Genomic DNA, 23,543 nt, shown 5'->3' on the forward strand with positions numbered 1-23,543 from the left:
GGGTCATTTTTAGTGCAAATACGCACTGTGCAAATACGCACTGCTAGTTCAAATCAGCACCGACTGCATCTGCAACATGCTCAAAGCCGTCGCGTTTCAGAAGATCCGCAAGTCCGCGTTTCAGCGTCGTAATTTGTTGCGGTCCTCTGTACATAAGTGACGTAATAAACATAACCAAGTCAGCGCCTGAGCGAATCTTCTCATATGCTTGCTTTGGCGTAAATACTCCGCCAATGCCTGCAATAGCAAAGCGTTCGCCAAAAGCTTTGCGCGTGCGTCGAATAAGCTCGTTGCTTGCGCTGTAGGTAGGACCTCCGGAAAGCGCTCCTTGCCAATCTTGCGGAACGTCAAGTCCTGCGCGATTCTTTTGCAAGTTCGCAATACTTACTCCGTCAACTTTATGTTCTGCAAGTACGTCAAGCAAAGACTTGAACTGTTCCCAACCACCGTGCAAATTAAGCGGCATCTTAACTAATGTTGGCTGAGGTCGCTTAATAGTGTCAAGATCGGTGAATAATTTGTCAAGCGCTTCCGGCTGACTAAACGGTTCGCCAACGCGCGTGTTCGGGCATGAAATATTTACTTCGATTATTGAGCTTCTTCCTGCTGCGCGTTCCATGGAAATATGGTAGTCTTCAATTCCTTCTTCCAAGTCGCCAACTAAGTCGTCGTTTGTGCGCGCAATAGAAATAGACATATTCATAGACTTTGCATGCGTCCAAGCTTTTTCGGCTCGTGCAATAACGGCTTCGCTGCCATCGTTTGCTAGTCCTGCGTGCACAAGAATTGAGTCATATTCTGGAAGGCGATGATACCAAGGTTTTTGATTTCCTTCGCATGGTCGGCTTGTAGTAGAGCCAACTGTTTCAAAACCAAAGCCTGCGTTGTCTAGTACGGTTGCCATTTGGCAGTTTTTATCTAGTCCCGCGCTTAAGCCAAACGGGTTCGCAAAATCCACGCCCATAACGTTAGTTTCTAACACCGGGTCTGTGTAGTTAAGCATTTCGCGAAGAAGCCACATTAATCCAGGAGTGCGCTCGCTAAATTTGCAAAAATTAATCATGCGATCATGCGCTTCGTCTGGAGGAATGTTAAAAACAAAATGCGGTTTAATAATGTGTTTGTATGAGAATGTAAAAAGGTCGGTCGTTGCTTTATTGACGACATTGTGCAATGAATGTTCAGAAACGTAGTACATATTTATATAGTAGAGCATTATTGTTATATGCGCTATTATTTAGTGTTTTTGTGCGTTTCCTCACTTAGCGTAATTTCTTTAGTGTATTTTGTGCGTTTCCTCACTTAGCCCGCGTTCGTTTTTGTGCGATTTTTCACAAAACCTGCTTTGCTTGACAACAAAATGTGCGTTCTTTTCGTTTTAAGGCATTAAAACGCTCAATTACGTTTGTTTTTTGCGTTTACGTGTGCGATAATGTTCGTATGATTTCTTCGCAGCGTCAACATTTGATTTTAAGCCGTCTTCGTACGCGCGGTGCTGTTCGCATTACTGCGCTTTCTAAAGAGCTGAACGTTTCTGCTATGACGGTTCGCAGGGATATTGCCGAGCTTTCGGATCGCGGTCTTTTAAAGCGCGTTCACGGCGGCGCTGTAACGACTAATACTTTGCTTTCGGAGCCGCTGTTTTCTGTAAAGTCGCAAATGGACATTGGTTTGAAGGATGCTATTGCTCGTTTGGCTGTGGACTACGTTTCTCCGGGGGATGTGATTGCTATTGGCGGCGGCACCACTGCTTATGTGTTTGCGCAGCATTTGCTCGAGTCGCGCAGGGCTTCTGGCATTACGATTTTGACTAATTCGATTCCTGTTGCGGAGCTTGTGCAAGCGCTTGAGTCTAAAGATGTTGAGGTTATTGTTACTGGCGGCGTGATTACGCGCTCTAATTCGCTGGTCGGTCCTATTGCAGATAAGGTTGTTGCTTCTCTTCGCGTGAATACTGTTTTTCTTGGCACGCACTCTGTGTCTCTTCCTCGCGGATTCCTTATGCCGAATTCTTTGGAAGCTGCTACGGATATGGCGTTAATGGATATTGCGGATCGCACGATTATTTTGACGGATCATACTAAATGGAGTTGCACGTCGCTTTCACTGTTTGCTCGTTTTGATCAGGTTGATACTGTTATTACTGACGATGGTTTGGATGCTGATTCTCAACTTCGCACGCGTGAGCTTGTGAAGGATTTGGTTTTGGCACCTGTTATTGACGAGCGAGATGTTCTTGATGCATCTAATGGTGACGATTTAGCAAATTCTGAAGATTCTGACGATTTGCTTGATTAGTGTTTTTGCGAAGTTTGATTTTAATGCCCGAGTGAGTTGTTTACTTGTTTGCTCGGGCATTTTTTGTGTTTGATGTGTGTTTGGTTCTTAGTTTTGCTTAAAGCGCGTCAATGCTTAAATATTGCGTTTTTCCTTGTTTTATAAGGCATTTGAGCAATTGCAAAACTCAAACCTTAAAGAAAGCTGAAAAAACATTAAAAAAATCCAGTATATGGCGTGTCGCGTAATTTTTATCAAAAAATACAGAAAAGTGCCGTAAATATTTCTGCTTTTTAATGAATATAACTAATATTTATCAAGATTTTTGTATTTTTGGCGCTTAGAAATCTGAATTTTAGTGTTGAGTTTTCTGAGAGCTTGCGGTAAGTTTTAACTCAGTTACCGGTTGAATCCCTAGTTCACTGGTACGAGCGGGAAACCGCAAATGGCAAATTTTTCTTCGCATACCCTAGTGCGAAGGAGAAGAAGAAAGGAAAATATTATGTTGAATAAGAAGGCTATCGCCGCATTCGCTGCTGGCGCCACCCTCCTCTCTGGTTTCGCTTTTGCTGCTCCAGCAATGGCTGCTTGCCCAGCTAATCCACAAGTCATGAGCGTTGCTAAGGCTGCTACTAAGGCTGCTTACGATGAGTATGCTGCTGCTAAAGCTGTTTTGGATAAGATGACTGTTTCTGAGGATGCTACTGGTAATGTGCCAACTATCACACCAGCAGCTGGTAAGACTGTCAATTCCTATTACAAGGTGAACGCTGATACTAGTATCCAACTTTTTGATAAGGCAATTAAACAGGATATTAAGTCTGGCGAGGCTGATGCTCTTCGTGCTTTTGCTGCTAAGCGTAATGCTTATGTTGCTTCTAAGACTGCTAAGGATACTCAGCAGGCTAAGGTGAACGAGCTTAGTGTTAAGTATCTTGCTGCTAAGGATGCAGAGTCTTGCGCAACTCCAGATCCTGATAAGAAGCAGGAAGCTATCGATAATGTTCGCGATGCCGCTAAGACTTTGCAGAATGCTGATAACGATTTCGCTAAGGCTAAGAAGGCTTTCTATGCCGCTAAGGATGCTTACCGTAAGGCTCAGGCTGAGTTGAATGCTCGTTATGCTGCGTACCAGGCTGCTCAGGCTGCTTTGGATGCATTCGATGCTTCTGGTGTGAATGATTCTGCTAAGAGGCAGCGTTTAGCTGATGCCGTGGATCGTGCTGCTGCTCATTGGGAGCGCGCAAATACTGCTTATGGTGAAGCTGAGACTAAGTACAATGACACTAAGGCAGCTGCTCTTGCTGCTAAGGCTGTTTATGAGGCTGCTTTGCAGGCTTACAAGGATGCCTACAATGCAGCTGTCGCTGCTGGTGTGAACCCATCCTTGTTGCCACCAGTTACGACTGCTGATCCTTTGGATTTGAGCTTCAACCCTGTTCCAGGTGCTAAGGAGCTTTATGCTGCTGCTGTGAGTGGTAAGTTCGGTCCTGCTGTTCAGGCTGCTGCTCAGAAGGGTAAGGATGCCAAGGCTTCTGCTCAGCAGAACAACAAGAACAATGCTGCTTCCGCTGATGCAAAGGGCGGTGCATCTGCCTCTGCTGCCGCTCAGCTTCCTAAGAGCGGTGCTGCTGTAGCTATGGCTGCTGTTGCTGCTTCTGTGCTTGCTGGCATGGGTGCTGCTCTTCGCAAGATCCGTCACTAAGCTAAAAGCTGATTCTGCGATGAATCATTTTAAGCTTTAGCTTACTGGTTGATCGTTGAGTCGATTTTACTGTGAATTACTTAGTCTAGTGTGCTAAAAGGTGCGCTAGACTAAGTTTTTTTTTGACCTATAACCCTTTTTATAACAATTTTGTGCTCTTCGCCTCCTGTCTGCGCCTTCTACCGCACCCACGTAAACTTTCTGCCGCTTCTTCCGGTTCTGTTTCTTCCGATTCCGCACTTTCTGTTCGCGCCTTCTTCTCGCGCGCAGCCGACTTTTCCTTTACGCCGCTGCGCAGTTTCTGCCGCATTTTCGCGCGTAGCCGACCGAAACTTTACGCGACTGTAAAGTTTTTGCCGTTTTCCGCTCTTTCGCGACTTTTCCTTTACGCCGCTGTAAAGTTTCTGTCGCTATTCCGCCTTTTCGCGACTTTTTCTTTACACTGCTGCGCAGTTTCTGCCGCTACATACCGTTCCGCGCTTTCTGTTCGCACTTTCTGTCCGCGCCCGTGTAAAGTTTTTGCCGCATTTTCGCGCGTACCCGACTTTTCCTTTACACAGCTGCACAGTTTCTGCCGCCTTTTGCTGCGCATCCGACCGTTTCTTTACTCCGCTGTAAACTTTTTGCCGTTTTTTTCGCGCCTAGCTGACCGTTTCTTTACTCCGCTGTAAACTTTTTGCCGTTATTCCGCCTTTTCGCGACTTTTCCTTTACGCCGCTGCGCAGTTTCTGCCGCTTCTTCCAATTCCGCACTTTCTGTCTGCGCATTCTGCTCGCACTTTCTGCTCTCACCTTCTGTTCGCACCCACGTAAACTTTTTGCCGTTATTCCGCCTTTTCGCGACTTTTCCTTTACACAGCTGTACACTTTCTGCTGCTACCTACCGTTCCGCGCTGTCTGTTCGTTCCTTCTGTTCGCGCTCACGTAAAGTTTCTGTCGTTTTTTCGCGCGTACTTGACCGTTTTTTTTTACGTCGCTGTACACTTTCTGTCGCTATTCCGCCTTTTACCGACCGTTTCTTTACACCGCTGTAAACTTTTGCCGTTTGTTGGCGCGCATCCGACTTTTCCTTTACTCTCGTGTAAACTTTTTGCCGTTTTTTCGCGTGTAGCCGACCGAAACTTCACGTCGCTGTAAACTTTCTGTCGCTATTCCGCCCTTTCGCGACCTTTCCTTTACGCAGCTGCACAGTTTCTGCCGCTTTTTCGCGCGTATCCGACTTTTCCTTTACGTGACTGCACAGTTTCTGCCGCTACCTACCGTTCCGCACTTTCTGCAGTTTTTCCAATTCCGCACTCTGCTCGCACTTTCTGTTCTCGCCTTCTGCTCGCACTTTCTGTTTACACCGCTGTAAACTTTTTGCCGTTTTTTGGCGCGTAGCCGACCGTTTCTTTACGTCGCTGTAAACTTTCTGCCGTTTTTTGGCGCGCAGCCGACCGAAACTTTACACCGCTGCACAGTTTCTGCCGTTTTATCGCCTTAATCCGACCGAAACTTTACACCGCTGCACAGTTTCTGCCGCCTTTTGGCGCACATACGACCGTTTCTTTACACGGCTGCACAGTTTCTGCCGCTACATACCGTTCCGCGCTTTCTGTTCGCACTTTCTGTCCGCGCCCGTGTAAAGTTTTTGCCGCCTTTTGGCGCGTACCCGACTTTTCCTTTACACAGCTGCGCAGTTTCTGCCGTTTTTTCGCGCGTATCCGACCGTTTCTTTACTCCGCTGTAAACTTTCTGCCGCATTTTCGCGCGTACCCGACTTTTCCTTTACACGCTTGTAAAGTTTCTGCCGTTTTTTGGCGCGTATCCGACCGAAACTTCACGTCGCTGTAAACTTTCTGTCGCTATTCCGCCTTTTCGCGACTTTTCCTTTACACCGCTGCACAGTTTTTGCCGTTTTTCCGCTTTTTCGCGACCTTTCCTTTACGTGACTGCACAGTTTCTGCCGTTCTTCCAATTCCGCACCTTCTTTCCCTACCTTTTATCCACAATGCAAAAAATTTATTTACGCACGAATAATGCTTTAATAACCTTGCATTATGAGTAATTTTTATATAAACGATTTATTTTCGAATAGCGAACAAAATAAGCGTTGCTTTGCCCCGAAAACCAATGCTGAAAGAAAAGCAGTTCAAAGGTCGTCGCAACGCGGAGAAGCTGTGCGCGTGTACAAAAATCTTTACATGCGTAAAGAATATTGGAATAGTCTTTACGAAGCTGAAAAAATACGTCATATTGCGCTATCTATTATTGAATCGCACCCCGATTGTAAATTAACAGCTTCGACTGCCTCGGCACTTCTTGGGTATCAAGTTATGAAAGATTATGACAGCGAAAAAAATTGCTATAATAATACTTTTCTTAGCGAAAAGAAAAATTGTGCGGATGCAAAAGATATTAAAATTTATATTCGAAGCAACAAGCGAAAATCAAACAAGTATAACAATCAACTGAAAGTTATCCCTTCCGCAGGTTACGAACAGAATGGTATGAGCGACGATGTTCGCATTTTAACGCGTGAGAATAACAGTACTGGGCAATTAATGAAGCTTCCGCATGCAAGCGATTGCGTGACTGAAGAAATAAAAAGTCACTTGGTAGATAAAAGCACTATGTTGTTTGACGTTGCTAATAATTACTCATTTAGATTTGCTTTGCCTATTTTCGATTCAGCAGCGCGAGATAATGTGAATTTAAGCAGAGTGATCGAAATTTGCAAAAGTCGATACTGCGATTGCAAGAATAGCTGTAATTACAAGAATAATTATAATTGCAAGAATAACTGCGATTACAAAAATAACTTGAGTGACGTCGCTTGTAATAGCGAGATTGCAAATAATGAAACGTGTGCGAATATCAGTTTACACAAAAACCAACGCCATCATACAAGGAATTACGCTTATTTGGATGACTTGCGAAACTATGAAAAAACGAATGGTGGGACTAGTTTTTCATTGTCTTTTGAGCAAATTTTTGAGTGCGAACAAAAAAAGTTGGCTAAATTATGTAAGCTTTGCTTCTTTGCAAATGGTCTTAGCGAGAACGCTGGTGAATCCTTAGCTCGGGGGACAATGATTAATTTGGGATTTATGATACCAGAATTACAGCGTGAGTTTGAGATTCCACATGTAAATTTGAAGTATCGTTGCGACTTTTTGTGGAGTCTGAATAATGGGGAGTTGATTGTTGGGGAGTTTGACGGGTATTCGAAATACTACATTGATACAGATGATGCGCAATATAAGAATGTGAATCTTAATTCTTCAGAAGACAATAAAAATTTATTCGAATCGCGAAACCAGAGTGTTATTCATAAGAATATCGACAAACAAGCGGAACGTGAGGTATTGCTTATGAAGGAATGCGGCGTAAATAAAATCGTGCGCTTTAATTACTCGGATATTCTTGATCCTAGGAAGCTTGAGAAGAAACTTGCATCTGTTGGAGTGCCTAGAATTATTGGAAAATAGGCGATGCGTGCGCGTTCTGCGTAACTTTGCGCTCTTTCGCGACTTTTTCTTTACGCCGCTGTAAAGTTTTTGCCGTTTTTTCGCGCATATCCGACCGAAACTTTACGCCGCTGTAAAGTTTCTGTCGCCTTTTGCCGCGTAGCCGACCGTTTTTTCACGCCGCTGCACAGTTTCTGCCACCTTTTGGCGCGTATCCGACCGTTTCTTTACGCTCGTGTAAACTTTCTGCCGCTATTTCGCCTTTTCGCGACTTTTTCTTTACGCTACTGTAAAGTTTTTGCCGTTTTTCCGCTTTTTCGCGACTTTTCCTTTACACGGCTGTAAAGTTTCTGTCGTTTTTTGGTGCGTATCCGACCGTTTCTTTACACGCGCGTAAACTTTCTGCCGCCTGACACCATCGTTTAAGCGCGTAATTCTCGTCGTCACGAGCGTGCTGTAAAATAGCAAAGTTGTGTGCGGTTTTGGTGCTTGCCATCAAACATATCGCGCATATTTTGCAAACACACTCCTGCTGTGGAAGGTCCACAGCCGATAGTCCGAAGGAGGTGGGTGATGTCTGCACATAAGTATGAACTGATGTTCATTGCAAATCCTGAGCTGGATGAGCACGGTCTTAAGAAGTTGACCGAGCAGTATCTTGAGCTTGTCACCAACGAGGGCGGTTCCGTTGACGGTACCGATTACTGGGGTCGCCGCAAGTTTGCCTACGAAATTGAAGGCAAAACCGAAGGTAACTACGTTGTGGTGAACTACACTGCCGAGCCATCTGTAAGTGACGAACTTGACCGTGTTTTGAACCTTAACGAATCTGTAATCCGCACGAAGATTCTTCGCAAGGACGCTAAGTAAAAACTAGCAAAACTAAGTAAGCTCTAGTGATCTAGTGAATTAAATAAAAACTAGTTAAGCTAAATAAATACGTAAACGATCGCGCATAAGTTGCGCACAAAATTGCCAGTAATTGCTAACATGCGATTACGAGTAAAGCGAGAAAGAAAAGGCACGATATGGCAGGTGAAACAATTATTACCGTCGTGGGAAATCTCACTTCGGATCCTGAATTAAGGGCACTTTCCAACGGTGCTTCTGTTGCGAGCTTTACCATTGCATCCACACCTAGAACGTTTAATCGTAATACGAATCAGTTCGAGGACGGGCCTGCATTATTTATGCGTTGCTCAGCGTGGAGAGACTTGGCAGAACATTGTGCAAACAGCCTTTCTAAAGGCACGCGCGTGATTGCTCAAGGCAGGTTGTCGCAGCGTTCGTATCAAGCGCAAGACGGCTCGAATCGCACAGTTGTTGAACTTACAGTTGACGAAATTGGTCCATCTTTGCGTTATGCAACTGCGCAAGTTAACCGCCAAAGCTCTTCAACAGGTTTTGCTGGTGGCTCGCGTGCAGTAAATGCTGCTGGTACAGTTGCTGGTGCTGCTGGTGCAGGTTATGCTGGCGGAGCAAATTATGCTGCTAGCCAGGCTTCTCAGCATGCCGCAAGTTCTTCAGCTGCTGATCCATGGAGTGCTGCTGCGCCAACAAACGATAGTTTTTCAACTTTCGGCGCCAATTCTGATTTTGGTGGCGATTCTGAAGAACCTGAGTTCTAGCGTTTTAGTTGAGCTATAGATAGCGTATTTATTTGCTTATTTACGCACTTATTTACGCATTTATTTACGCGCTTACTTAATCCTTATAAATACATCATCAGTTAAATGTTATGCGAACAAAAAGCATAACGGATTTAAGAGAGGACATCTTATGTCACGCAAAAGGCCGCAACCACCGGTCAAGCCTTTCAAAAAGAAGCCAAATCCTTTGAAGGCTGCCAAGATTACTGAAATTGATTATAAAGACGTTGCTTTGCTGCGCAAGTTCGTTTCTGACCGCGGCAAGATTCGTTCCCGTCGTATCACCGGCGTAACCGTGCAGGAACAGCGCAAGATCGCGAAGGCAGTGAAGAACGCTCGCGAAATGGCTTTGCTTCCTTACGCCACTACCGGTCGCTGATTGAGAGGATAGGAATATGGCTGAAACCAAGGTTATTCTTACCAAGACTGTTGCCAACCTCGGTCACTCTGGTGACGTTGTTGAAGTTAAGGCTGGCTATGCACGCAACTACCTGATTCCTCAGGGTCTTGCTTTTGCATGGAACAAGGGTGCTGCTTCCCAGATTGAAGCAATGCGTCGCGCTCGTCTTGCCAAGGCTGTTGCCACTCGTGAAGAGGCAGTTGCAGCTAAGGCTCAGATTGAAGGCACCGTTGTGGAGCTTTCTGCTAAGGTTTCCGAATCCGGCAAGCTTTTCGGTGGCGTTTCTGCCGATAAGATTGCTGCTGCTTTGGCTTCCAAGGCTCAAGTTGAGGCTCGCGCAATTAAGGTTGCTACTATTAAGACCACTGGTGAGTTCCCAGCAACCGTAACGTTGCATCCGGAAATCACCGCTTCCTTCACTGTTAAGGTTGTGGCTGAGTAAGTAGCTTTGTGAATTTTACAAAACATGTTGCAGCAAGCAGATTCTTGCTTTTAGTGGTTTTCTGCTTGTAATACATGTGGATTGAACTTAAGCATTAGCTCTGCGTTTGTGTTGCATTGAGTTTTCTCATTGCGATGCTGCGCAGAGTTTTTTTATTGGTGCGCGCTGGTCGGTTTTACATTTCTATTCCCTGCGCGACCTTTTCTTTACACGACTGCGCAGTTTCTGCCGTTTGTTGGCGCGTATCCGACCAAAACTTTACACTCGTGTAAACTTTCTGCCGCATTTTCGCGCGTATCCGACCAAAACTTTACACTCGTGTAAACTTTCTGCCGCATTTTCGCGCGTATCCGACTTTTCCTTTACACTCGCGTAAAGTTTCTGCCGTTTTTTCGCGCGCATCCGACCTTTACTTTACACAGCTGCACAGTTTCTGCCGTTTTCCAAATGTGAATGTGTTGTAAGTGTCACGTGCGTAACGTAGTTTTTTAAGTTCTACTCGACTAAATTAGAACAGTTGGAAAATTGCGAATTATAAAGGAGATACAAACTGTGCTGAAAAGCAAATATGAACTGGCTGACGAGCTTAGTATGAACGCAAAAGCGCAAGATGCCAGCATATCTGCTATTCGCAATGACGAAGAGTATGCTTGTAAAAATTCCGCAATTACGAATTCAGCAAGCGCAAATCTTTCAAGCGCAAATCTTTCAAGCGAAAATCTCGTAAGCGAAAATCTCGTAAGCGAAAATCTCGTAAGCGAAAATCTCGTAAGCGAAAATCTCGTAAGCGCAAATCTCGAAAACGCAATAAAATACAGCAATCACAAAGGTTACGGCGAAACTTGCGCGAAGGTTATTCTTTTCGGCGAACATTCCGTAGTTTATGGCCATTCTGCAATAGCTTTGCCGCTTAAAAACTTGCGTATGCGCGCTGTTGTAACTAGTTGCAACGAATCTTTAGCATCTGCATCAAGCAAATCTTTAGCACCTGCATCACTCGAATCTTTATCTTCTGCACCACGCGAATCTTTAGCGCCTGCTTCGTGCGAATCTTTATCTTCTGCACCGCGCGAATCTTCAGCATCTACTACGAATCTCGATTCGCATATAACTCTTTCGTGCCTTGACTTTACTGGCAAACTTTCCGAAATTCCTGCGCGCTTTAATAGCATACGAACAGCAATCCGCGCGTCTCTAGAGTTTGCAGGGTGGAGCGGTGAGAATTTGCACATTTTTACTGAGTCTGATTTTCCAGCAGAACGAGGTCTTGGTTCGTCTGCTGCCGCTGCCGGTGCTGTAATTCGTGCGATTCTTGACTATTATGGCGTTGCAGCTAGCGATGATGAGATTTTTAAGTTGACGCAGACTGCTGAGTGCGTGGCTCACGGGCGTTCTTCAGGCTTGGATGCAACTGCAACTGCTGCTTCCTGGCCTGTGCGTTTTAGTCGTGGCTGTTTTGATCGCATGGAAATTAACATGCGTGCGTGGCTTGTTTTGGCGGATTCTGGATGCAAAGGAATGACTCGCGAAACAGTTGAAGCTTTGCGTTCTCGTTTGGAATCGAATCCTGTTGAAGTTGGCTCGCAGCTCAATAAATTGGGGGAGATTGCGGCTGTTGCAGAAGATGATTTGGCGTTTGGTCGCATTGAAAATATGGGTAAGCAAATGACTTTCGCGCACCGTATTTTGGCGGATTTGGGCATAAGCACTGCGAAACTTGACGCACTGGTAGATGCTGCTTGCCAACATGGCGCGTTGGGTGCAAAGCTTACTGGCGGAGGTGGCGGAGGATGCGTAATTGCGCTGGCTGATAGCGAAGATGCAGCTAAGCGAGTGAGTGAAGCTTTTAAAAATGCCGGTGCTTGCGATACGTGGATTGTGAATATAGGTGATTCTGCAATAAATTGAATCTTATTTTTACTTGAAATGTGGCATAAACTTTGCAGTTGCTTAAATAAAAGAAGCTTGTGCGCACTGTTTTGCTAAAATATTGCTTAGCACATTAACAAACGAGAATTACGTATCTGCCGCAAAAGGAACAGCATGCAAAATGTTGAAATTCAGCCAAAAATAACGTTTGACGCTAGTCTTTCACCCAACTCAGCTTTTGCTAAAGCAAACGCGAATATTGCGCTGATTAAGTATTGGGGTAAGCGCGACGAAAAGCTGATTTTGCCTTATACTTCCTCGCTTTCTCTCACACTTTCGGATTTGTCTACAACTACAAGCGTAAGTTTTGCGAATAATCTTGAACAAGATACTTTTACTTTAGATAATGAAAAGATTTCGCCGTCTGCAAAAACTTTTCGTCGCGTAGTCGCTATGCTCGATTTGGTGCGTGAAATTGCAGGAATTTCAACGAAAGCAAGCGTTGTTTCGCATAATATTGTGCCAACTGCTGCCGGTCTTGCTTCGAGCGCGTCTGGTTTTGCAGCTCTTGCGTCTGCTGCCTCGTACGCTGCTGGATTAAACCTAACTTCACGAGAACTTTCTAGACTTGCAAGACGTGGTTCTGGCTCAGCTTGTCGTTCGATTTTTGGAGGACTTTCTATTTGGCATGCAGGTTGCGACGACGAAACGTCTTACGCAGAGCCTATTGAAAACGCACAAGTTGCGCTTAAAAATTTAAACCTTGCTATGATTGTTGTTACTTTGGACGATAGCAAAAAGCCTATTTCTAGCCGAGAAGCGATGCGCAGAACGGTTGAAACTTCGCCGACGTATATGCAATGGGTTGAGCAGTCGAAGGACGACCTTGAAATTGCTAAAGATGCCATTAAGCGAGCAGATATTGAGCAATTGGGCGAGGTTGTTGAACGCAATGCTCTTGGAATGCACGAAACTATGCATAATGCTGTTCCGTCTGTGAATTATTTAACTAGTAAAACGCATATTGTGCTTGAAGCGGTTAAAAATATGCGAAATGATGGCTGGCTTGTGTGGTCTACGATGGATGCTGGTCCGAATGTGAAAGTGCTTACTTCTGGAGATGATGCTTATCGTGCGATGTGTCAGTTGCGTGCGCTGGTTGAGGATGGTTTGCGTAATTCTAGCGTTTTTTGTAATACAGAATATTGCGAGCCGAAATTTGCGATTGCGTTGCCAGGTGACGCTGTGACGGTGAGTACGAGTTTAAAATAGGCGGATAATATGACTCAAGTGCGCTCTAATGCCCCAGGAAAGCTTTATATTGCGGGCGAGTATGCTGTTGTTGACGGCTGTGCTGCAATTGTTGCTGCTGTTAATCGTTACGTGACGGTTAGCGTAAGTGATGAAACTTTAAGCGAAGAGTTACGCGAAAATTTGCAGAAAAATGCGCCTAGTAACAGAAATTATTGTGGTGTAATTACCTCAGATGGCGAAAAATATAAACCGCTTCTTTGGGCGCGCGCATCCGACGGAAGTATTGAAACACAAAACGACGGAAAATATGCTTACGTGCTCGCTGCAATGTGCGTAGTCGACGCTTATGCTAGTGAGGAATGTGCGCCAAATATTAACCGAAAAAGCTACAATGTGCATATTTCTAGCGAACTTGATGACGCAAAAACCGGTAGAAAATACGGTCTTGGATCTTCTGCTGCGGTAACTGTTGCGGTTATTCGCGCGTTGTGCAAATGGTACGGTTTGAATCTTTCGACTCCAGAAATTTGCAAGCTAGCGTTGATTGCGTCGTCGAGTGTTAAAAAATCCGGAAGCGGTGGGGACGTTGCAGCCAGCTCTTATGGCGGTTGGATTATGTACCGCGCGTATAGCCGCGAGTGGCTTGAAGCTGAGCTTACGCTAGTAAAATCCGGATGCTCTGATTTCGGTGAGTTGTTGCATAAAAAGTGGCCGCGACTGGAAGTTAAGCGTTTAAACGTAGATAAGTCGCTAAAACTTTTAGTCGGGTGGACTGGTTCTCCTGCGTCTAGCGCAAAGCTAGTAAGTAGCGTCGAAAGTAGCGTCGAAAATAGCGTCGAAACTAGTGCTTTTGACAATAAAAATCAACTTTTTACTTACGAAGATTTTTGCAAACAAAGTGAGATTTGCGTGCAAAAACTTGCGCACGCAATTGAAAAGTTTGAAATAAGCGAAATTTCTAGCGGTTTTGCTCAAAATCGTGCGTTGTTGCAAAAATTAAGTGCTCTTACTGGAACTGTTATTGAAACGCATGAACTTACAAAATTTATTGAAATTGCGACTTGTGCCGGTATTCCTGCAAAAACTAGCGGTGCAGGTGGGGGAGATTGCGCAATTGCGCTGTCGACAATTTATGACAATAATGTAATTGAAACTATGAAATCTACTTGGGAAGCCAATGGAATAAAGCCATTGAATATTGATGTTACGGAAATTTTTGGAACTGGTAAGCCTTCTGAAAATATTGTATTAAACGCGTTTGCTGAGGGTCGCGAGCCTAATGCGCAATCTGCTCAATCTTGCACAATACAAAACCGCAAAGACGCGCATATTGCGCTCGCGGACAAGCAATATAAAACTCGCGCAGATTCAGATTTTGACAAAGTGCGTTTTGTGCCGAATGCTTTGCCGCAAGTCGCGCTTGAAGAAATTGACGCTAGCGTGAACGTGCTAGGAAGCGAAGTATGCGATTCTGTGCATTGGCGCTCGCCGATATATATTAACGCAATGACCGGCGGAAGTGACGCTGCTAAAAAAGTGAATGCAAGTCTTGCTAGAGTTGCTGCAAAAAATTCTGTTGCTATGGCGAGTGGATCTTTGAGTGCTGCTCTTCGAGACGAAACTTTACTCAGCACTTTCAGTGTCATAAGAAGCGAAAATCCACATGGATTTGTGATGGCAAATGTTAGCGCTGGAACTAGCGCGTCTGATGCATTGCGTGCTGTAAACATGATTCAGGCGAATGCGTTACAAGTGCATTTAAATGCTGCACAAGAGTTGGTTATGCAAGAAGGCGATCGCGATTTTCGAAATTGGTTGCGCAATATTGAGTCTATTGTCAGTGCGTGCGAAGCTATAAAAGTGCCTGTGATTGTGAAGGAAACTGGATGCGGAATTTCTGCTAAAGATGTTCAGCGTCTTAAAGATGTTGGAGTGCGCACTGTAGATGTTTCTGGTCGTGGCGGAACTAATTTTGTAACAATAGAAAATGCTCGCAGGAACTTAGGTGACTGTGATTATTTGGCTGATTGGGGTCTTACTACTGTTGAGTCGCTAGTTGACATACGCAAGTGTGATTCGTTAAAAAATATGGAAATTTTTGCAAGTGGAGGAGTTCGCACGCCTTTGGATGTTGTGCGTGCGTTGGCTTTGGGTGCTTCGGCAGTTGGTGTTGCTGGCGAGTTTTTGCATACGCTTATGCATGAAGGTGAGGACGCGCTTTCTTTGCAAATTGATAACTGGCAGAAGCAAATCAAGATGATTATGGCGCTTCTTGGATGCAAGACAGTTAAGGATTTACAAGAAAAGACTGAGTTCGTGCGTGCGGATTGTCTTGGTAAGTGATATACTTGTGTAGTTGTGCGTTCAAGCGTGCTTATTTGTTTATGCAATGTGCGTAAGTAATTTGCGTAAGTAGTTCGTGTGTTTGAATGACGCAAGACTTGCAAGTCAAAGAAAATAGGAGTCCAATTATGGCAGCTCGTTGCGCAGTATGTGGCAAGGGACCTCAGACTGGTTTCACTGTTTCACATTCGCATATCCGCAATAAGCGCACCTTCCGCCCGAACCTTCAGCCGGTTCGCACCACCATTGATGGCGAGAACGTTCGCCTTCGTGTGTGCGTGAAATGCATTAAGGCTGGCAAGGTTCAGCGCGTTGAGGCGTGATTCGCGCATTGTATTGCGTTTAAATTGTAAGGCCCTGAGTGTTGCTCGGGGCTTTTTTGTATTCGCATATTTTTCGCTTGCGCGTTATATTCCTGATTGCGAATGATTTATAATCGAAATATGCTAAATACGCCCACGAACTCAGCCAAAATGCACACTTCGCTTTCTACAATAATCAGCAATAAGCGACGCGTTTCTGCATTAAAATCTTTGGGCATAGTCACAGTCGAAGACGCGTTAACTTACTACCCGTTTAGAGTCACAAGTCCATTGAGAATTGCGAACTTAAAAGATGTAAAAATTGGCGAAGAAGTGGCATTCTATGCGCAAGTCCAGTCAATTAACGTTGTGCCTATGAACGCTCGTCGCGGTTTTAGAATCGAAATTAATGTTTTGCAAGATACGCAAGCAGTAGCTCAACTTATTTATTTTTCTAAAAATCGTCAATACGCTCAGTGGCTTTCCGCAAAGATGCATGTTGGCGAAATGGTTGTTGTTGGCGGCACGTCTAGCGCTTTTAATGGTAAATTGCAATTTACGCATCCTCAAATTCTAACCGTATCTGCTGTAGAAGAAAGCGATAGCTTACATCAATCTCGCGATACTGTAAGAAGAGTGGAAGATGGTTTGGCGCGTATGAGCGCGCCTATGCCCGTGTATCATGCAAATTCGCGAATCTCTAGTGAGCATATTCACGAAACTATACTTTCTATACTTTCTGCACTTTACGCAGTTTCTGAAGATTCCGCAGTTTCTGAAGATTCCGCACTTTCTGAAGATTCCGCAGTTTCTGAAGATTCCGCAGCTGGCGCTACTGAATCCCTGCAAATCCCAAATATTACGCCTGAATCAGTGCTAAAAAAACGTAACCTCATGACTAGAGCGTCAGCAATATACTCAATTCATAATCCGCAATCAGTTGACGAATTTTACAAAGCTGTTGACTCGTTGCGCTATGAAGAAGCTTTTATTTCCCAAGTAGCTGTATTGCGATCTCGTGAAGATTCTAAAGATAATCAAGCAAAATCCTGTAATAATTCTCTTCTAAGAAATGAATTTGTGGAAAGTTTGCCGTTTGAGCTTACTTCAGGTCAAAAAGATGTAATTGATGAGATCGTACGCGATATGCGTGAGCACCATCCGATGCGTCGATTGCTTCAAGGTGAAGTTGGTTCCGGAAAAACAGTCGTTGCGCTCGCTGCAATGCTTGAGGCAGTTGGATCAGGCTATCAGGCTGTGCTTGTGGCTCCTACTCAAGTTCTGGCGTCTCAACATGCCGAAAATTTGCGCCAAATGATTGCGCGCGCGAATCTAAAAGTGCCTGTAATCGTAGTAACTGGCGGCATGAGACTTGCGGATCGCAGACGTGCGCTAGCGAGTGTTGCGAGTGGAGAGCCTTCGCTTATTGTTGCAACTCATGCAGCGTTCTCGTCGACTTTTAAGCCGACTAATTTAGCTTTGGTAATTATTGACGAGCAACATCGTTTTGGTGTTGAGCAGCGCGATGTTTTGTTGCGCAAAATGAGTGTAGATTCGCATGATAGTGCTGAAAAGGCTTTTACTCCGCATCTTTTAGTAATGACTGCAACGCCTATTCCGCGCTCTGCTGCTATGACGTGGTTCGGCGATTTGGACGCTTCGTATTTAACTGAATTGCCTGGAGGTAGAAAACCTATTCGCACTTTTGTTGTGCAAGAGTCGGATGCGAATACTATGGCGAGAATGTTTGCGCATATTCGTGCTCGCATTGATGCAGGTGAGCGTGCGTATGTTGTTTGCGCGCATATTGATGATGATTTTAGTGATGGTTCTAGTAGTGGTTCTGGTAGGGATTCTGATAGGGATTCTGCTAGGGATTCTGATAGGGATTCTGCTAGGGATTTTGCTAGGGATTTTGCTAGCGATGAATCTGAAGGTTTTGAAGATGTTTCGCAATCTGTGCAATCTAATCAATCTGAAGAAAATAGTGCAGATTCTTTGCGCAAACTTCATACAGTTAATGGCATTTTGAAGCGGCTTTCAGCTTTGTCGCAATTTAAAGGCGTTACTTTTGCTAAGCTTACTGGTCGCGACGACGATGCTACGAAACGCGAAACGATGGAACGTTTTGCGCGCGGAGATGTGCAAGTTCTTGTTGCTACAACGGTTATTGAGGTCGGTGTTGACGTGCCTCAAGCGAGTTGCATTGTGATTTTTGACGCGGATCGTTTTGGTCTTGCGCAATTGCATCAATTACGTGGGCGTGTTGGGCGTGGTGGCACGAATTCTTGGGCATTTTTGGTTGCGCAAACTGAGGATGGAAGTCTTGCTCAAGAACGTTTGCAAGTTGTTGAAAATTCGCTAGATGGTGCCGTAATTGCTAAGAAAGATTTGGAATTGCGCAATGTTGGCGATGTTCTTGGCGATAAGCAGTCGGGTGGTCGCTCGAGTTTGAAGATTTTGCGAGTTGTTAAGGATGCAAAGATTATCGCTATGGCTCGTGAAGATGCGTTGGAGACTTTGCAAAAAGACGCTCATCTTGTTTCGTTGCCGTATCTTGCAGGTGCGGTGCTTGATTTTACGAGAGGCGGAAGTGCGCAAATCGTAAGCAATTAAAATTCTAAAGTTTTGAATTTGCACGCAAAATATCTTATAAAATTAAAATATTGTATGAATAAAATATCCTATAAATAAAAGTATAAAGAAAAAATTATTGCATATTTATGCACTTAATTTAGTAAAAAATACGGCAATAAAGCTATTTTTAATTTATAATTAATATCAACTTTTGTTAGATATAATATAAAAAAACAACAAAATTACATAAATTTACGTGCATATTATGAGAATTGTGAATATCCTAGATAGTAGGCATCATTTGTAATCACAATAGAGATGAGGCGACAATGACTGAACGCGAACAACAAATCTTGACTTGGATTCAACAAAACCCGATGATTAGCCAGCAGGAACTTGCAAATCTCGCAGGAATTACTCGTTCAGGTGTGGCTGCTCATATTTCCAATTTAATTCGCAAAGGCTATTTACGCGGTAAGGGATATATTGTTACTCCTCCAAGTTATGTGACTGTTGTTGGCGGAATTAGCATGGACGTTCTCGGCATTGCTTGCGGAGATTTGATGGATTACACGTCTAATGCTTCCCACGTGCGCTACATGCTAGGCGGTGTTGGAAGGAATATTGCAGTCGCGTTGGAGCGTCTTAATATTCGCACAAGCATGGTTTCTGTCTACGGTGGCGATCACAACGGAGAGCTTTTCCGCATTGATGCTGCTGCAAACGGCTTAGATATTGGCTACGCGAAGCAACTTCCTGAGTCGATGACTGCTTCGTACATGTATGTTGGTGACGCTTCTGGTCAGCGTTTGCTTGCTTTAGACGATATGAGTATTTACGATCACATGACTCCTGATTTTTTGCGTGAGCGCATGTCTATTATTGAAAATGCTGATATTTTGGTGTTGGATACTAATATTCCGCAAAAGTCAATTGAGTGGCTATGTGACCGTTATCGCCGTCCTATTGTTGTTCGCGCAGTTACGGATGCAAAAGCTCCTCGCGTGCTTTCTAGATTGTCTCGTATTGACACTCTTATTTTAGATACTGCTGAATCGCAGGCTTTAACCGGCATTAATGCTGTTGACGAGCGTTCTGCAATTCGCTGTGCGAATGTGTTGCTCAAGCGTGGAGTAAAGCGTGTATTTGTAAATGCCGGTCGCGCAGGAGTTGCGTATGGTGTTTCAAATGAGGGAGTGTCGTTCTATCCTGTACCAGTCAAACGCGTCCAGAGAATGATGCTAACTCGCGGAAATAGCAATGTTGGCGTTGAAGCTGTCGGCAATGACAACGGTTCTAGTGATGCTGCTACTGCTGCGCTTATTTACGCGCGGTATAACGAATTTGATTCTTCAAAAACTGGCAGATTTGCGGTTGCTGCTGCAGCTTTGAATACTGAATCTATGCAGCCTGTGCATGAGTCGTTTAATCCAGAACTTATTTCTAAACGCATGACGAATATTCATGAGCGTGCTTAATTTTGCGTTTTTACGCGAAGTGTATTCGTCACGATTTGCTTCCAAAATACATGTGCTTATGAAGGAGTTGGTATGACTTCCATCATCCTAGATTGTGACCCTGGTCATGACGATGCGATGGCAATTTTATTAGCTGTTGGCAATCCTAGTATCGATTTGCTGGGCGTAACTACGGTTGGTGGAAATCAAAGCCTAGAAAAAGTAACATACAATGCTCGAGCAACTCTAGAAATAGCTCATGCAACTAATATTCCAGTTCATGCCGGATGCGACCGTCCTATGGTTCGTCCGCTAAAAGTTGCTGCTGCTGTTCATGGAGAAACTGGATTAGACGGCGCGAATATTCCAGTGCCAACTAAACCTTTGGATAAAGGGCATGCTGTTAACTGGATTATTGACACAATTATGAGCCATGAGCCTGGCACAATTACGCTTGTACCAACCGGACCTCTTACGAATATCGCTATGGCTGTGCGAATGGAGCCTAGAATTGTCAGCCGCGTTAAAGAAGTAGTTCTTATGGGTGGCGGCTATCATAGTGGCAATTGCAGTGCTGTTGCTGAGTTTAATATTAAGACGGATCCTGAAGCTGCGCATATTGTGATTAATGAAAATTGGCGAGTTACGATGGTCGGCTTAGACTTAACTCACCAAGCTTTGTGCACTTTAGAAATACAGAAGAAAATTAATTCTATTGGAACGCCTGTTTCCAAATTTGCTTGCGATCTTATGAATTACTTCCGTAAAGCTTATAAGAATAATCAAGATTTTGTTGATCCTCCAGTGCATGACCCTTGCACAGTCGCTTATTTGATTGATAAAAGTGTTATTAGCACAAGGCGTTGCCCACTTGATGTTGAAATAAACAGTGACTTAACTCTTGGCATGACAGTTGCAGATTTGCGTGGCACTGAGCCTTCTGAAGAAGAATGCCATACGCAAGTTGCTACAAAACTTGATTTCGATAAATTCTGGAATTTGATTATAGATGCGATTAAGCGCATTGGGTGATTGTTGGTGACGTTTGAATGACTTTTGAATGACTTTTGTATAACTTTACATTGTGTAATGTTACGTTGCGTAACTTTACGTTGCGTAACTTTACGTAATTAAGCGGAGGTTAGATTATGGCTGAGGTTGAATCTCCAACATTTTCTACGCGTATGCTAGATAAGGGTGGACGTTCCGTTTTGGCGTTAATGGTGGCGTTTCTTGCTGCTATTTTTGCGTTCCAGCTAAACGTTTCTATGCTTTCGCCAGTGTTGACGACGATGTCAAAAGAACTTCATACTACAGATACTCAAATCGCTTTAACGCAAACGGTATTCTTTACTGCTGCAGCATTATTTTCGCTATTTTTGCCGCGATTGTCTGATCTAATTGGGCGTAAAAAAGTACTTTCCGGAATTCTTATCTCAACTCTTTTTGGAAGCATTATTTCTGCGCTAGCTCAAGACGTTAATATGCTTATGCTTGGGCGTATTTTGCAAGGTGCTTCCGGGCCTGTATTGCCAATGTGCTTAATTATGTTGCGCGTGCGCGTACGGCAAGAAAAAAGTTACGCAAAGTTGATGGCAATATTAAGTTCCGTAAATGGCGGTATTGCTGGATTTGATGCTTTATTAGGTGGTTGGCTTGCCAGTAAATACGGATTCCGTTCTGTTTTTTGGATTATGGCTTCAATCGCAGCTATTGCTGTTATTATGATTATTGTTTTAGCTGATGAATCTCGCTCGGATGCTACTAGCAGAATGGATTGGCTAGGAGTTATAACGCTCGGAATTGCGTTTCTTGCAATATATCTTTCTATTAATGAACTTAGTAATAAACTAGCTAAATCTAACTGGCTTATGGTGCTTATTCTTGTGCTTGTTGCTGTGCTGTTTTTCGCAATATTCTGGAAAATCGAAGTTTTAAGCGCGGCTCCGCTGGTTTCTACAACATATATGAAGCAGCGTCGCACATGGGGTTTGCTTTTGTGCACTTTATTGACAATGACTGGCGTGTTTGCTTTGATAAATGGCGTTGTTATAAAGCTTGCTAACGATAGTAAGTTTGGTGCAAATATTGGCACGAATATGGTAAGTTTCGTAACTCTTACTCCTTACGCAATTATTGGACTATTGTTTGGCACTATTTCGGGCGTGCTCGCTGCAAATTACGGGTACAGGCTTGTGTTGCGTATTGGAATTGCGTTTAGCATGATTTGTGTTGCTTTTGGCGTGTATGTTGCTTATATGCCGTCTGCTTGGGCTTTAGCGCTGTTTTCAGTGTGGGTAGGCGTGAGCTATTCTGGCATGGCAAATATTATGCTTAATGGATTGGGTATCGTGCTTTCTCCAAAAGATAATCCGGGATACTTGCCGGGTATGAACGCTGGAGCTTTTAATTTGGGAGCCGGCTTGAGTTTTGCAATTTTGTATGCTGTGATGACGAATGTTGCGTCTTTAAGTGGCGTAACATGCGGATACGTTGCTGCAATGGTTGCCGGCGTCGTTTTGCTCGCTTTTGCGCTCGCTTGCTCGTTCTTAATTCCGGATCCTAAGGCGGCGGATAAGTAATATCTGCTTTTTTGCAAAGTTTCTGCCGTTTTTTCGCGCGCATCCGACCGTTTCTTTACACAGCTGTAAACTTTCTGCCGTTTTTTGGTGCGTAGCCGACTTTTTCTTTACACCGCTGTAAACTTTCTGCCGTTTTTTCGCGCGGAAACGACTTTTTCTTTACACCGCTGTAAAGTTTCTGCCGCCGCGTGCGTGTCTGTAGGTTCCAGCTAAGCTAGAAGTATGCACATTATTGCTGGACGTTTTAAATCTTTGCCGCTTACTTCAGCGCAGTCGTGTACAAGACCTACTACAGATCGCACGAAAGAAGCGATATTTTCTAGGCTTGATTCGTGGGATGTTATGCACAATGCGCGCGTACTTGATCTATTTGCTGGCACGGGAGCGCTCGGAATTGAGGCGCTATCTCGTGGCGCGCGCGAGCTTGTGTCTGTTGAAGCAAATTCGCAAGCGGCTGCGCTTATACTTCGCACGTCGAAAGCGTTGCAGAGTTCAAAGGCTTGGGATTCTGCGCTTTCTATGAGGGTTCTTCGAAAGCGCGCGGAGCAGTTCGTTGCAGATTATAGTGGGGAAGCGTTTGACTTGGTTTTTATCGATCCGCCTTATGCTTACGAAACTGCGGATTGCGAAAGTTTATTAGCTTCGATGATTGCGAGCGGAGTTGCGAGCGTTTCTGCGGATACGTTGATTGTGTTTGAGCGTAGCGCGCGAAGTGTTTTGCCGACTATGCCTGAGGGCTGGGAGCTGTTTGATACGCGTAATTACGGAGAAACTTCCGTGCTGTTCATTCAGCCTAAGCGCGATTGATTTGATTCGGCTTCGTTACAATCTGCTTTCGCTTTCATAGCGTGGCGCGCGTTCGTGCTTAGTGTGGCGCGAGTTTCGGGGGATTTCTTTCCTCGCACGTCCCGTCCTTCGTCGCTTTGGCTGTTAGAGATTTTACTGTCTGCTTTGTTCTTAAAAGAATGTTGCTTCCTCAGTCCTCTTTTAGTGCTCGTAAAGAAATCTCCCAAACTCTGCGTGTTTAATCGTTAATAACCGTGTCTATCGCAGAGATTTTTCGATTTTTCTTCTTCGCTTGGCGAATCAGCAGCCTGCGGCTCTGACGTTCGCCGCGCTCAGTGCGAAAAATCTCAAATCTCTACCACACGAATATTAGTACATTGAAGCTAGCGTACTAAACAGGTTGTGGTGTGGTGGTAGTGAGATTTGGCGTTGTGTGTGCGGCAGCAATACTG

18 protein-coding genes are annotated in these 23,543 nt (G+C 44.4%); 17 read left to right on the top strand and 1 reads right to left on the bottom strand.

Translation table 11 applies throughout. The annotated features are described in order from the left end of the window. Positions 1-43 precede the first annotated feature (43 nt). Positions 44-1,198 carry a quinone-dependent dihydroorotate dehydrogenase gene (locus ACJV2T_RS01340; RefSeq protein WP_419398916.1) on the bottom strand — a complete coding sequence of 385 codons (1,155 nt, stop codon included), beginning with the start codon at positions 1,196-1,198 and terminating at the stop codon, positions 44-46. A gap of 242 nt (positions 1,199-1,440) precedes the next feature. Between ACJV2T_RS01340 and ACJV2T_RS01345 the strand changes: the two genes are divergently transcribed. The 17 genes from ACJV2T_RS01345 to rsmD all read left to right on the top strand — a co-directional run bounded on the left by ACJV2T_RS01345 (position 1,441) and on the right by rsmD (position 23,112). Then, on the top strand, positions 1,441-2,298 hold the full coding sequence (locus ACJV2T_RS01345) for a DeoR/GlpR family DNA-binding transcription regulator (protein ID WP_064621441.1): 858 nt from the start codon (positions 1,441-1,443) through the stop codon (positions 2,296-2,298). Positions 2,299-2,779: 481 nt separating this feature from the next. Then, positions 2,780-3,982 (top strand): hypothetical protein, encoded by a 1,203-nt coding sequence (locus tag ACJV2T_RS01350; RefSeq protein WP_419398917.1) that lies wholly within the window; start codon positions 2,780-2,782, stop codon positions 3,980-3,982. Positions 3,983-4,104: 122 nt separating this feature from the next. Further along, positions 4,105-4,653: a hypothetical protein gene (locus ACJV2T_RS01355; RefSeq protein ID WP_419398918.1), complete on the top strand. Its 549-nt coding sequence runs from the start codon at positions 4,105-4,107 to the stop codon at positions 4,651-4,653. Positions 4,654-6,146: 1,493 nt separating this feature from the next. Then, complete coding sequence (locus ACJV2T_RS01360) at positions 6,147-7,451, top strand: AMP-dependent synthetase (RefSeq protein WP_419398919.1); 1,305 nt, start codon at positions 6,147-6,149, stop codon at positions 7,449-7,451. A gap of 552 nt (positions 7,452-8,003) precedes the next feature. Continuing rightward, a complete protein-coding gene (rpsF, locus tag ACJV2T_RS01365; RefSeq protein ID WP_004574062.1) occupies positions 8,004-8,300 on the top strand; it encodes a 30S ribosomal protein S6 in 297 nt (98 codons plus the stop codon). 158 nt (positions 8,301-8,458) lie between these two features. Then, positions 8,459-9,058 (top strand): single-stranded DNA-binding protein, encoded by a 600-nt coding sequence (locus ACJV2T_RS01370; RefSeq protein ID WP_419398920.1) that lies wholly within the window; start codon positions 8,459-8,461, stop codon positions 9,056-9,058. 151 nt (positions 9,059-9,209) lie between these two features. Beyond that, positions 9,210-9,458 carry a 30S ribosomal protein S18 gene (gene rpsR / locus ACJV2T_RS01375; RefSeq protein WP_004105399.1) on the top strand — a complete coding sequence of 83 codons (249 nt, stop codon included), beginning with the start codon at positions 9,210-9,212 and terminating at the stop codon, positions 9,456-9,458. A 16-nt stretch (positions 9,459-9,474) separates the two neighbouring features. Beyond that, positions 9,475-9,921: a 50S ribosomal protein L9 gene (gene rplI / locus ACJV2T_RS01380; protein ID WP_004105397.1), complete on the top strand. Its 447-nt coding sequence runs from the start codon at positions 9,475-9,477 to the stop codon at positions 9,919-9,921. A gap of 552 nt (positions 9,922-10,473) precedes the next feature. After that, entirely contained in the window at positions 10,474-11,829 is a 1,356-nt protein-coding gene (gene mvk, locus ACJV2T_RS01385; RefSeq protein ID WP_419398921.1) for a mevalonate kinase, read from the top strand. Positions 11,830-11,964: 135 nt separating this feature from the next. Then, a complete protein-coding gene (mvaD, locus tag ACJV2T_RS01390) occupies positions 11,965-13,062 on the top strand; it encodes a diphosphomevalonate decarboxylase (protein ID WP_419398922.1) in 1,098 nt (365 codons plus the stop codon). A gap of 9 nt (positions 13,063-13,071) precedes the next feature. Continuing rightward, complete coding sequence (gene fni / locus ACJV2T_RS01395) at positions 13,072-15,387, top strand: type 2 isopentenyl-diphosphate Delta-isomerase (protein WP_419398923.1); 2,316 nt, start codon at positions 13,072-13,074, stop codon at positions 15,385-15,387. 128 nt (positions 15,388-15,515) lie between these two features. Beyond that, positions 15,516-15,710 (top strand): 50S ribosomal protein L28, encoded by a 195-nt coding sequence (gene rpmB / locus ACJV2T_RS01400; RefSeq protein ID WP_012913853.1) that lies wholly within the window; start codon positions 15,516-15,518, stop codon positions 15,708-15,710. Between the two features lie 102 nt (positions 15,711-15,812). After that, the gene (locus ACJV2T_RS01405; protein WP_419398924.1) at positions 15,813-18,305 is read left to right on the top strand and encodes an ATP-dependent DNA helicase RecG; all 2,493 of its coding nucleotides are present in this window, start codon (positions 15,813-15,815) and stop codon (positions 18,303-18,305) included. Between the two features lie 290 nt (positions 18,306-18,595). After that, entirely contained in the window at positions 18,596-19,744 is a 1,149-nt protein-coding gene (locus ACJV2T_RS01410; protein WP_415683319.1) for a PfkB family carbohydrate kinase, read from the top strand. 72 nt (positions 19,745-19,816) lie between these two features. After that, complete coding sequence (gene uriH / locus ACJV2T_RS01415; protein ID WP_419398925.1) at positions 19,817-20,755, top strand: uridine-preferring nucleoside hydrolase UriH; 939 nt, start codon at positions 19,817-19,819, stop codon at positions 20,753-20,755. A gap of 116 nt (positions 20,756-20,871) precedes the next feature. After that, the gene (gene uriT / locus ACJV2T_RS01420) at positions 20,872-22,305 is read left to right on the top strand and encodes a uridine transporter UriT (RefSeq protein ID WP_419398926.1); all 1,434 of its coding nucleotides are present in this window, start codon (positions 20,872-20,874) and stop codon (positions 22,303-22,305) included. A gap of 222 nt (positions 22,306-22,527) precedes the next feature. Next, positions 22,528-23,112, top strand: a complete 585-nt coding sequence (rsmD, locus tag ACJV2T_RS01425; RefSeq protein ID WP_415683323.1) for a 16S rRNA (guanine(966)-N(2))-methyltransferase RsmD — start codon at positions 22,528-22,530, stop codon at positions 23,110-23,112. The last annotated feature ends 431 nt before the right edge of the window (positions 23,113-23,543 follow it).

Origin of the sequence: Gardnerella phocaeensis, assembly GCF_048545075.1 — a bacterium.
GTDB classification, from domain to species: domain Bacteria; phylum Actinomycetota; class Actinomycetes; order Actinomycetales; family Bifidobacteriaceae; genus Bifidobacterium; species Bifidobacterium vaginale_J.